We start from the raw sequence: 12,721 nt of genomic DNA on the forward strand, positions 1-12,721 counted from the left end.
GGGAATTATTTTAGCCATTTCTTTAAACCTACAACAATATGCAGAGCTCGTTTAACATCGTTCCAATAATACCCAGTGACGTGACAGTTGAAAAGCGCCGGGTGGCTATGGCTGGTGTCATCACAGATGTTTGAAAATTCACCAACGGATTTTAACCCGCTTTTTCTGGGTCTTAACTGGAGTAGGCTGGGAGAAATTGATCAGATACATTTTTCGTATCGACATACGAAAAAACCGTTAAAACACCCTTTTTTATCAAAAAAGCATTTGTCTATTTTAGGGGTGATTGTTAAAAGTTTGATGTAAAGCGTTTTAATATGCCTTTTAGTAATAAAAATAGCCTAATTGTTAAAACACGTCAGGTAATAACATCAGAGAGTTTTCGGGATACCGCAGCTGAAATGATTTTTGCGCCTGATTTACTCAATGACTTTATAAGCCAAGGCATTGCGTTGAAATCAATAGCAAGATATCGTGCGAGCCATGAATCTGCAATACATTTAAATGCTATACCAACCGTTGACTCAGAACTCTATAAATATTATAAAGTAGACGGGCCAGAAGAAAGGCTGTTCGAACTAAAGAATCGGCTGAATGCAATGGATGTGGTTGAAGCTGCTTATATAAAGCCTCCTGCAGTACCTGCTCTAATGAGGTTGAATAATATGCAACCAACCAATTTTTCAGCGTTATCAGTTGCTACTGGAAATTTTAGAAATCGTCAAAATTATTTGGATGGCTCACCTATAGGCATTAATGTTCAGAATGCTTGGAATTTACCTGGTGGAAAGGGAACAGGAGTAAACATTATAGATATAGAAAGGTCCTGGCGCTTTACTCACGAGGATTTGCGCTCAAATCAGGGGGGTATAATAGCCGGACCTAATTTTGATGATGATGATCATGGTACCGCCGTTTTAGGTGTATGTAGTGGTGATGATAATGGATTTGGTATAGTAGGCATTAGTCCCGAGGCTAATGTTAGCGCCATTTCAATCATAGACGAATTTGATACCTCGCAGGCTATTAGGATGGCCGCAGATAAACTGAATAAAGGTGATATTATTTTGATTGAAGTCCACCGAAGTGGGCCATTAAGTGATCTTGGCATCGACCAGTTTGGCTATATTGGTATTGAATGGTGGCCAGACGATCTGGCCGCTATTCAATATGCTGTGCAGAAAGGAATCATTGTAGTTGAAGCAGCCGGAAATGGGGGACAGGACCTTGACAATGCGATATATAATATACGCCCACTCAATGATCATGATCGGGGACCATTTCCACCGGATTGGCGGAATCCCTTTAATATGACAAATAGACAATCAGGGGCTGTCCTGGTTGGAGCAGGATTACCTCCCATAGGTACGCATGGCCGAACGAATGATACTGGTTATGGTGACGCATACCAGGATAGAGGCCGGTGCTTTTTTTCAAACTTTGGAGCCAGAGTTGATGTACAGGGATGGGGTTGGGAAGTTACTACTACAGGGTATGGAGACTTACAAGGAGGAAATGATAAAGATCTCTGGTATACCGATCAGTTTGGTGGAACTTCAAGTGCCTCACCAGTAATTGTCGGTGTTTTAGCTTGTTTGCAGGGTATATTAAAAGCAAGAGGAAGTGCACTACTCACTTCGCAACAAGCCATACAGCTGTTAAGAAACTCAGGCTCTCCTCAACAGGATGCACCTGGCTTTAATTTCATACCGGATATGGCCGGCAGCGGTTATCCTCAACAGCATCCGCCTAAACCACGTACGCAAAGAATTGGCAATCGACCAAACCTTCAGCAATTAATAGCTCAGCTTCATTCATTCGTTTCTTAAACCATTAGAATATGAAAAACTACATCCTATTACTGGTTTTGATTTTAGTACTGAAAGTTATTTCTACTGCTAATGCTCAAACGAATGCAACTGTAAATTTTTTGGCGATTAATAGCGCTGAATTACAACAAACTTTCTCTTACAAAGAGAAGGTAAGGGTTCAGATCACAAATATTAATCGATTTATTTATAAGGTTACAGAAGAGAAGACAGAAACAGATTTTAATGTTACAGTTCCTTCAATCTTATCCGCAATAAAACTGCCATCATTTCTTACAACTCAATTACCTAATGCGGCAACACCCAATGCCAACCCAAAATTTGTAAACGCAACTAAGACAGCTGCTCAATTGCAGGCAGATTTCGATAAAGATTTGCAGGTTTTAATCAAAGCACATAGTGTAATAAATAAAGCGATCGAAAAACATAATAACGCTGTTCAGTTAAGCAAAGATTGTAATGCCACATTTGCAGTTATTGAAAGTAATGTTAAAGGTGAATTATTTCCCTTTCTTGGTGGTAACAATACAATTCCTGACTTAGCCACTACGATGAGCAGATTAGTAGAGGGGAAAGCCGAGCTTGTTAATAAGATTGGAGATGAGATAGAAGAGATATTAAAGGCTTGGGAAAAACAATCATTAATTGAATTTAGAAGCAGTGTAATTACTGACGATGATCTACTTGCACGATATAATAATGATTTAGATATATTGAAGGGGAAATTACAAACAGCTAATCGGGCAGATATAAATACAATTCGAAGCAATATTATTGTAAAAGAAAAGCAGATAAGAGACCAGTCAAGGATAATCAAGCAAAATGAAGATGATTTTCAAGGCACTAACAAAGCGAATGAAGCCATTCTCGAAAAAGTAAAATCAATAATGGCTGAAATCAATAAATACAAAGAAGATGGTAATTTTTTCAAACTGGTTGATGATATAAGAAAGGTGAATGTATCAAATTACACCTATTATTCTGAGACAGTTGTCATGAAAAAAGATGAATATAAATTTAATATAAGTGCAACAGCAGATGGCCCACTGGTGTGTAATAAACCGAATGAACAAAAGCTAGAAGTTGTACTCAGAACAAAAGGCGGGGTGAAGTTAGATTTTAGCACCGGAGCATTCTACATGGTGGGTAACAACGATTTCCTCGGTGAAAGTTATTATTATAAACCTATAAGTGAAACGGAATCCTCTATTGCTACATCTGAGAAAGGAAAAGGAGGATTGTTAGGCATAGGAGCACTTATGCACATTTACAAACGATCTCCAGCTAATTTTAAAGTAGGGCTCGCAGTAGGGGTAAGTAGTACCGTTAGCTTTGATGCGTTGAATTTGCATCTAGGGCCAAGTTTTATTTTTGGAGATAAAGATCGATTTTGTTTTAGCCTGGGAATAACTGGCCGTGAAGCTGTATTGCTTAATACAGATTACCAAGTGGGTACAATTTATGATCCAAAATTACTTCCTGAAGCTGTACCTACTTATAAAGTATTTCCCAAGTTTGGTTGTTTCTTTTCCTTAACATATAGTGTTTCTCGTTTTAATAAATGATTTCATTTTGAATATGGATAAGTTAGCAAATATTCCTTTTATAATTAAGGCTGCATTTATTGGGTTAGCTATTTTCGGGCTAATAAAAATAGGCTTCGGAATTTGGCTAAGTATACAAATTAGCTCTTTTGTACGAACTTTTTCTGCAATGCCATATATTTCAAAAGATAGGATAATTAAGGTATTATTCAAGGTGATAATATTAAATTGGTATATTTTGTTTATTTTAATTTTGTTTTGGGTAGTTTTATTTAAAATTGATATTGGAAAAGATCTCATTGAAGATTACTTAAGTAATATAATATATTTTCACTTCAACGCTCGCTTTTTTTCGCTTTGGTCTTTATTTATATGTATCCTATCAGTTTGCTTAGCTATCTGGCTTATCCCCTTTTTCCTGTTTACAGTAAAGCAAAGAAAAAATACAATACGTGATTCCATGAATTTTTACATAGGCACTAAATTATTAGCTTTTCTATCCATAGCCCCATTTTATATAATAGCAAATGCTTTTTTTAAGCATTTTTTTAAGCAATATACTTATGGTCCAAAGACAATTCATTACATTATTTTAAATATTATAGTAATTACAGTATTTATTTTTGCTAATCGCTTAATAAATAGTTTACTGAAATATTTTCCTTTATACAAAAGAACTGAATCGAGTTTGAATATTATATTTAAAAATAGATATATTAATATTTTGCTTTATATTTTCTTTTGGGTAATGTTTATTATAATTATTACATCTATTATTATTAATGAAAAAAATGCAGATTATGTAGTGTCACTGTTTTTATTTATAAGCAGCGCAATTTCTTTTCGTCTTCTATTCTTTACGGACGAATCAAGAGACACTAAAGAAGAAATCGAATTAAACGTAAAAGAGATGCTTAGTTTAAAAAATACAATAGAAAATCGTAGGTTATATTTGACAATATTTGGATTAGTTTTTCTGATCAACTTTTATTATTATAGTGTCCCATCACTTACTGCTACCAATAGCTTATATATTATATTGTCTATTTTTAGTTTGTATATATTTTATCTTGATTTTTTTAGACGCCTTTATCAAACAGAGGTTCGTTGGAAACAACTAGTATCAATTTTTGCTTTTGTTACTTTTTTTTGGGCTCCATTTCTAGCTCCACCTGAACAATTCAAAGTGCCACTTCACAAATTTGATAAAGTAGCTAATGTAGATACTTCTCAGTCTAAGTTGCCTTATCCTAATGCCAATAATTTAGAAGAAGCTCTTATCAATAGAATGTACTACGTTAACAATCAAGACAGCAGTGAATTGGACAGTGGTAGATATGCATATATAGTATGTGGCATGGGTGGAGGAAGCAGAGCCGGTTATTTTACAAGTTATTTTTTACAAAAAGTCGATAAATTATATCCTAATATATGGGAACAAACAATTTGTTATAGTACAGTCTCAGGCAGTTCACCAGGTATATATCATTACTTAACGGCTAAAAGAAAAAATAAAACAACGGTGAATTTGATAGATAGTATTTACTCACAAAACTATAATTCAAGTGGAATATTTGGTTTGCTTTTAGGAGATCCTTTTGAGGCTTTGATTGGTGGCTCGATTGGAATTATTAAACAAGCACTCAGATCTACAAATAGTAAACCTAAATATTATGATCGTAATTATAGGATAAAATTAGAGTATGACATCGCAATGAACAATGCCTTAATTGATGCTAATGATCCAACCAATCAACCGCAGTCTGATTGGAAAAAATACATAAAACGAACTTTTGGATATAAATCTAAAGACACAGTTCCTGAACTATTTAAAGCATCTTCTACAAGAATTTCACAAAAAGAACCTATTCATCTTATAAATACTTTTGAAATAAATTCTGGCAGACGTACAGTTATATCTCCATTTGTTATAAAAGATAGTGCATATTTCCCTAATACAATTCTGCCTTTGCAAGAAAAAGCTTTTGATCCCCTTATTTTACAAAAGGATATTAGCTATCGTGATGCGGTTAATTTATCCGAACTTTTTCCTCTAGTAAGTGCGGCTTCTACTATAGGAGATAGTTCACCAAATCAGTTTGTTGATGGCGGATATTTTGAGAACTATGGTTTGGCTACAGGAATGAATGTAGCCAATTTTTTAATTGAAAAAAATATTGTTTCTAAAGACCGTATAAAGATTGTGCTTATTAAAAATAGTTTGCAAATACCAGAAGATTCTGCTAAAAAAGGGCAGTTGGCCGCACCACTTATTGGTGTTATCAACGCCCCGTTCACTGGCCATGCTAATCATTTTCAAGAAGATGCTAGGAGAATATATGGTAAAAATAATTTTAAAATCTTTGACTTTAATTCGGATACAAACGGCCAAAGAGTTCCTCTCACAAGAGCTTTAACAGGCAAACAAATTCAGATAATGAAAAAATATATAAATACTATAGACATTAGTTATTTCAAAGAGTCCCGAAAACCAAGAACACCATAATTGATGCGCGAATAATCTATAATGTTTTTAAGAGGCAGTTTTGGCTTTCTATAGGGCTAGGCTTTTCTTTGAATTAATGGATCTAGGAACAACTTCACTAATCAATAACAGTTTCTATAGTTGAAATGAACTCTACTTAGCGTTATAAGTTCAAATACGTTATTTGACTTACATGTCAGGAATATCAACTATATCGAAGTTATGTCAACCCTAGCTTCTTGCGTTTTCTGAATAGGTGCTGGTATACTGGATAAAAAATCTGGTCCAGTTTTCGCTTCGATCTCATCAATACTCGTCCGAAATCTATACCATATGACCTCCCCCGCGGTATTATAGACACGTGAGTTAGTTTGTAAAGTAAGCTACTTCTTTTCGGCTGATTCGAAATCCTACCATTGCCTTGAGCCTTAATCATGGTTCAATGGTGCCTTCACAATCGGCTCACTTCCGGACGTGTCAACGACATAATCGTTCATTTAAAGGATCGATATGTTGAGTTTTTTGGACGCGCAAATTTCTTTAGTACAGCCAATTAACTTCTTTTTGTATATTCCAAAAAAATCGTTTACGAAAAGGCTACTTAAGCTAGATTTTTAAGATTCTGTTGAAGCCTTAGCATTTAACCATTGTAGGTAGCGTAAGGCAATGGCTTCGTTTCTATTTTATATTCTAAGACGTGACTCACGTTACCTCCCGTATGTACGCTCACAGGTCTAGTTCCGTTGATGCATTTTGAGTAATCACATCCCGCCGTCGATCATAGCGATCCAACATACTGGTTGTTTTGTGTTTGGTTTGATTCTGAATCTTTCGATTATCAACACCGGAATCTTTGGCTATGGTGACAAAGGACGCCCGAAGTGAGTGAGCCGTGTAATTTTTGCCCGCCTGTTGAAACATTCGTTTCGTCAGCAAATTGACATAATCGTCAGATAAGCGCTCCAATGTTGGGCGCTCCCCTTTTCGTATGCGGACAAACAGGGGACCTTCGGAGCGATTTATAAAGGACAGCCACTCTTGATAAATTGTCAGTGGACAATAGGCGGCATTTTTCGCTTTGGCTACGTATTTCTCTTCCCGCTCCCCGGCCTGATTGGTTTTAGATCGGCTGATTTGAATGAGTAGGCCACTGGGTTTGACAGTTAGGTCCTCAAGATTGAGGGCGACCAATTCACTTCGCCGAAAGGCTCCCGTAAATCCCAGCACTAATAGCAATCGATCCCGGATGCCGGTCGGTGTGGCAGGTAATATCGTGAGGGCCTGTCGAAATTCCTCGAGGGTAAAATCTGGCGCTTCCTTCTGACGAACGCTCATCTTTTTCTTTACCCCTTTCATAAATACCTTAAACGGCTCCTGCGTCGTCGGTGAAAGATGCTGGTTGATCCTGTGGTATTTAGCGATACTAGCCAGCCGACGTTGAATGGTGAAAAAAGCTTTTGATTCGGCTAAGTCTGTCACATATTCAGCCAGTGTCTGGGGGGTTGAGGGCAGTGCCTGGTACTCTTTTTGGCCATACCAATCGAGGTAGTGCCCTAAATCCGATAGATAGGCTTTCTGCGAGTTGAGTGCCCCATAGAGGCCTGAATGGTAAAAATCACGTGCTTTTTGTTGTTGATCGGTTAAAGTAGTGAGGCCCTGTTGTGTAGTAGGGATGAGCGAATTGGAAGACGCAGGAGAACTATCGAGTTCCATAAAGTTATCAGTTAGGGATTGGACCAGCTAGAACGCATTCACTGATTATTTAAACCTGAATCTTTACCAGGATTTTCTGAGTAGAGCGAAACCGATGAACTCGGACAGGGAGTCACTAGTTTGGTCAGTTGCCCAAACATGAATGCATAAAAGGGTTCATTTACTTTTGTCCGAAAGGTCGTACTTAAAGCCGCCAAATAGGCAGGCCGATCTTCGATGAAAATGACACTTTGGGGAAGACGATTAAACTGCTGAACATAATTCATCAGCAACCTGGCTACCCGGCCATTGCCTTCCGCAAAGGGATGAATCCGAATCAATTCGGCATGTAGCCTAAAGGATGTTTCATAGACTTGCCGAATGGTTTGACTCTGCTGAAGATTCGTATTGGTATGTTTGATTAACTCCTGCAGTGCTTTCTGAATTTTATGTGGCCGTTCATATACCCCACCTGCTCCCGACAATTCGTGCGTCCGCCACTCGCCTTGGCGTGAGTCAACGGGATAGAGGAAGTGGTTGGTAATCCCTCCCGTATGTTGCATCACGCACGCGCCAAGCAGTTGCACATTCCCCAGCGTAAGAGGTTCCCGACGGGTTGCCCATCCGGTAATTACTTTTTGTCCCTGTATATAATCGAGTAGCATCCACTCTGCTGGCGTGCAGGCTGACCTATTTGTTTCTATTTCCGACAAAGAAGCTATTCCGCTCAGCGTCAGGGAATGACCATCCAACGCTGTTGAATGATAGAGTTGGGCCAGGTACTGAGCCCTCTGAAACGTATCAGACTGCGCTTGCTCCAATTGATAGCGATGTATCAAGTTCGGCAGGCTGGCCGTTTCACCGCCCTGCACCTTCAACTGCTTCATGCTTTGCCGGGGTTTAATGTATCGTCCGTTTATATTACAATGGACTCGTCCTGCCATCACAAATCTCCTGCTTTAGTTCATTCAGGAGCGGATCTAAGCGACCACTCTCTAAATCCTGTTCGATCTGTTTATCCCACCGGGCAAAATCATGTTCGGTGATCCAATCGGTGAGCTGCTTATACTCGGCATCTGGTAAGTTGGCAATTGCCAGTTGAATTTGATTTAGTTCCATGATACAATTTAGGGTTGATTCGAGCGGTAAACAGAAGCTTCTTTGCTTCTAGCAAATTCAAATCACCGCCAAAGCGAAATCCTGTCTAATCAGTAGTTACGGTGACTTCCTTCTACTAATGCGTTCAAATGTACTGGCAATATAGTAAATAATTGATTACCTACGATAATTAAGTGTTATCGTAGATAACGATACCTGTAGTTATAGTTTGAACACGTCCTGATGGAGCGAATTTTTTTGGATCCGCGTGAACCGTACCGGGGGGCCGCCGGGCAGTCTTACTCACATACGGTTCGCTTATGGCCGTAAGCAACGTCGACTTCGCGCTTGAGAAGTGAAGCGTACGACTTAAAATCATCCCCATAAGAATTAATTATAGGGCTCTTTTTTTCTTTAGTTTCCAGCTCCAGTGCATGATAATGGGTACGCCCAGCAGGGTGGGCAAAAACCAGCCCACCAGACTCACCCTGGATGAACTGTTGACGACCAGAAACGCCGTGTAGGCGGCAATACTCGTACCGATCATGCGCGTTAGGTGAACCAGCAACCAGGTGGATGGCGCTACTCCCTGTTGTTTGAATAAGCGCCAGTCCTGCCACAACATGCGAAACGAACTTTGGGCGAAAAAGATGAAGACTAACCCAAAATAATCGCGCTGAAAAAGAATGTAAATTCCGTAGCCCAGGAAATAGAGGCTAAACAGCAGCATTAAAACGGAAGTGACCCGCTCTAGTAGACCCGTTTGGTTGAGAAATCCCTGCCGTTTTTGGCGCAGGATGGCGTAGCCGGTAATGTTCATGTAGCCGCTGAAAATACCCACTGCAAACAGAAACGGGATGTTATGCAGGATGGCCAGTACCAGGGCTGAACTAGCCACCACGAGCATGGCATAATAAAAGACGATACCGAGGCGGCGGTGAGCTAGCCCGCCTTTTTTGACCGCTATAGCCAGGGGCCCCGTTAGCAGGCCAATACTGCCGGCCAGAATATGAACCAGTAAAAAAGATTGGTAAAGCATGGTTTTTGATGGCCCCTGTTGGGTAGCTGACAGATAACCAGCCTCTAGTCGATGAACCTGGCAGTAAGTAATCAATTTAGGATGGTGACCGTGGGGCCGCCAATTCTACTTAGGCAGACAATTCATTAGCCGTTATTTTGGCTAGCGCACGGCTGGGCTTCTCTTATTTAGTGATTTAATCTACGGACTCGCCTTGGCTGAAGGACCGACGGGGGCCGAAGCAAGTGGGAATAATTACACTGACCAGAAAGGCAATTAGTAGCGAAACGGTTATGATCTCCGCGTACGTTGCCTCAACGGTACGGTTTACAAACTGAATGGCACCCATCACCAATATCCAGGTCAGCACAAAGGCTGAGTTAGCAGCTGAAAATAGCGATTTCGGATGCGGGTGAAAGGCAAAATCTATAGTCTGTACCAGGCCATACCAGATTCCCCAAAACCACGAGCCATACCTAAGTGTCTCCAGACCCAGATACGTATAGTATTGCCAGGTATTATCGATTGGTGATCCCAGTACAGGTTCTACCAGGTCAATTGAACTCTCCAGGCTACGGCTTAACAGAAAAGCCAGTAAAATCCTGGTCCAAAAATCTCGGGCTGGATGAGCTGGAATGATTTGGCAGATGAATGGGGAAAAATATTGATAGTAACGGGTTTGTGTAAAGAGCTTCATGTGATTAGATTTTGTCGGTTACAATCAGTTTTTAATACGTATGATTTGAGTTAAGTTCTTAAAACTTTATTGAAAATGTTGCCAGATGCTTTCACCGAATAATAATTTCATCGTCTCAGGAAAAATCCTGTACAACCGGTAATTTACAAAAGCTAATACAACTGCCCCAAGCAGCACATTTGGATAGTATTTCGATAATAACAATCGAGGTGTAGGGCTTATTTCGTCTATAGTTTGCTCAATTTGCTTCAATTCTTTCTTCTCTTCAAGCGTGGCTAGTCCCTGCTTTTTTATCGACTTAAGTACTTTATAACGGTCTATAATGATCTTGAAATACGGTTCCTTCTCCACGTTTATGTATAATCCTGGCAGTAGCCGGGCCGTGTGAGATACTGGAGAATGCCACAGCCAATAAGAGGCAATGACAAAATTCAAGAATGCACTTCCTGGAGGCATGGTGAAACAAGCGACATATAATAAAAAGATAAATATGTCCTTGGGCATAAGATCAGTGTAAGGACGATCAAGACTCATTGTTGCTGCTTGCATAGGGATATTCAGGTATAAATGATTCTATATTTTTTGAATAATCTTCACTTTTTTTGACGAATGTCAGGCATTTAGATTCCGCTGACTTTCGTCAAATCGAAATAATTTTCACATCAATTTAGCAAATTTAAATAAAACATAGCTTATTTTTAGAATTGTACTGACTTTTTATCAACCTTATCATCCTAGTATTTCGTTCGCAGTTCAACAGCTTTACCTATGCATAAACACCTAACCCTTAGGCACATTCCTGCGTTAACCGGTCTTCGAGCCTGGGCTTTTGGTTTAGTATTGCTTGATCACTGGGTACCTATTTTTCACCACATGTTGATGGCTGGAAATGGGGGCGTTTCATTATTTCTGGTACTAAGTGGATTTTTAATCAGTCGGCTCCTAATCAAGTCAAAATTGACTAACACCAGCTTTAACGATTATCTGTTGCACTTTTACCGCCGACGGGCTCAGCGAATTTTTCCGCTTTATTTTCTGACCCTATTAATCCTGTTGTTAGCAGGAAATGACGTAGTGCGTCAGAAGTGGGTTTATTTTTTCACGTTTACGGCAAACTATTACTTAATTAACAACCCTAACTCGCTCCTGGACCACTTCTGGTCGTTATCTGCTGAAGAACAACTTTATATTTTCATACCACTTCTACTCTGGTTGTGTCCCCTCAATCGGTTGCCAGTACTGGCCCTCTTCCTTGTCAGCTGCAGCTGTGTATTTCGGGGGGCCGCTTATTACTGGAAAGGTGTACCCAGTTGGTGGCCATTCAGCTACGAGTCCGTTCTGGGATGTTTAGATTGTTACGGCATTGGCTTGTTGGTTGCTTATCTACAACTAATCAAACCACAGTGGGCAAGACAGTTTTTTTCCTCGGCGCTTATTCTCAGAACCCTGTTTATACTCTGGTTAACGGTGCTCCTGCTGGGAATTTACTGGGAAGTGAGTGGATTTGGGGCTTATTGCAATCCCGTCACGGCAGTGAGTGTGCGGCTGGCGGTTGCGCTCTTCGGCGGTTACCTGATCGGGTACTGTCATCAGAGTTTAGGTCGCTGGGGGGAATATCTGTTATTAAACCCAGTTTTTCAATATTTGGGGTCTATCAGCTACGGACTTTATATAGTTCACAATCTAATTTATAACGCGCATATGTCCGTAACATACCCGACGCGTTACGCCTGGCGCGAGATTGAGCAGCTTCTTTTTTCCAGTAATTCGACGACCACTATCCAGCATCCTACCCTTGAACTAACTTTTTACTTTCTGTTGACTGTCTGTCTAGCCAGTATATCTTGGTATGCTCTAGAAAAGCCGCTCCTTAATCGTTATACAAGTAAACGTAAACCGTCCCTTATTTTGTCCTCTTAGCAATAAAAATTAGCTCATTTATCTAAATTCTATTTAATAAATTGTTTCCACGTAAATCAACATATAAACGCTAACTATTATGATGACTCGAAGCGAAAAACAATTTATTGGTTTTATGTTGCTAACCACCGCTTTCAATGGGTGGTCTTGGCTCGTGCTAAAAGCCCCCCTTACGCTCCTTTCCCATGTGAACGAAACTGCTTACAGGGGCAAACAGGGCTGGATCCAAGGTCACTCTCTATTGGGTATGATTCAACAGCTGGTTAGTCAACTGGTCATCCTTTCGGAGATTGGAGCGGTTGTCCTTATCGGGATCTGCTTTCTCTGGCTGGCTTACCAGTCTATATACTTCCCTGGTTCATTACCGATCAGAAATCAAACCGGGTGCAGTTCCAAATAGGCAACTGTTTGTTAATTTGTTCACCCGCTTGATCGCTT

The 12,721-nt window shown here is 39.8% G+C and carries 10 protein-coding genes; 4 read left to right on the plus strand and 6 right to left on the minus strand.

The annotated features are described in order from the left end of the window. Positions 1-317: 317 nt before the first annotated feature. From BM202_RS26455 to BM202_RS26465, 3 genes are read left to right on the plus strand one after another with little or no spacing between them, the layout of a single operon-like run. A complete protein-coding gene (locus BM202_RS26455; protein ID WP_093831871.1) occupies positions 318-1,829 on the plus strand; it encodes a S8 family peptidase in 1,512 nt (503 codons plus the stop codon). An 11-nt stretch (positions 1,830-1,840) separates the two neighbouring features. Beyond that, positions 1,841-3,394 carry a hypothetical protein gene (locus BM202_RS26460; RefSeq protein ID WP_093831873.1) on the plus strand — a complete coding sequence of 518 codons (1,554 nt, stop codon included), beginning with the start codon at positions 1,841-1,843 and terminating at the stop codon, positions 3,392-3,394. A 13-nt stretch (positions 3,395-3,407) separates the two neighbouring features. Further along, positions 3,408-5,879: a hypothetical protein gene (locus BM202_RS26465; protein ID WP_093831875.1), complete on the plus strand. Its 2,472-nt coding sequence runs from the start codon at positions 3,408-3,410 to the stop codon at positions 5,877-5,879. Between the two features lie 705 nt (positions 5,880-6,584). On the opposite strand, the gene BM202_RS26470 is transcribed toward BM202_RS26465, so the two are convergent. The 6 genes from BM202_RS26470 to BM202_RS26495 form a co-directional block, all read right to left on the minus strand. Further along, complete coding sequence (locus BM202_RS26470) at positions 6,585-7,571, minus strand: site-specific integrase (RefSeq protein WP_093831877.1); 987 nt, start codon at positions 7,569-7,571, stop codon at positions 6,585-6,587. 38 nt (positions 7,572-7,609) lie between these two features. Beyond that, positions 7,610-8,437, minus strand: coding sequence for a Fic family protein (locus BM202_RS26475; RefSeq protein WP_177236686.1), 828 nt, complete (start codon positions 8,435-8,437; stop codon positions 7,610-7,612). Positions 8,438-8,471: 34 nt separating this feature from the next. Further along, positions 8,472-8,669, minus strand: a complete 198-nt coding sequence (locus tag BM202_RS26480; protein WP_093831881.1) for a hypothetical protein — start codon at positions 8,667-8,669, stop codon at positions 8,472-8,474. A 373-nt stretch (positions 8,670-9,042) separates the two neighbouring features. Continuing rightward, positions 9,043-9,687 (minus strand): DUF2306 domain-containing protein, encoded by a 645-nt coding sequence (locus tag BM202_RS26485; protein WP_093831883.1) that lies wholly within the window; start codon positions 9,685-9,687, stop codon positions 9,043-9,045. 175 nt (positions 9,688-9,862) lie between these two features. Next, complete coding sequence (locus BM202_RS26490; protein WP_093831884.1) at positions 9,863-10,363, minus strand: hypothetical protein; 501 nt, start codon at positions 10,361-10,363, stop codon at positions 9,863-9,865. A gap of 66 nt (positions 10,364-10,429) precedes the next feature. Beyond that, entirely contained in the window at positions 10,430-10,912 is a 483-nt protein-coding gene (locus BM202_RS26495; protein WP_093831886.1) for a hypothetical protein, read from the minus strand. A gap of 219 nt (positions 10,913-11,131) precedes the next feature. On the opposite strand from BM202_RS26495, the gene BM202_RS26500 reads away from it, so the two are divergent. Beyond that, a complete protein-coding gene (locus BM202_RS26500) occupies positions 11,132-12,283 on the plus strand; it encodes an acyltransferase family protein (RefSeq protein WP_093831888.1) in 1,152 nt (383 codons plus the stop codon). Positions 12,284-12,721 lie beyond the last annotated feature (438 nt).

It is taken from the genome of Spirosoma endophyticum, assembly GCF_900112365.1.
Lineage (GTDB): Bacteria > Bacteroidota > Bacteroidia > Cytophagales > Spirosomataceae > Spirosoma > Spirosoma endophyticum.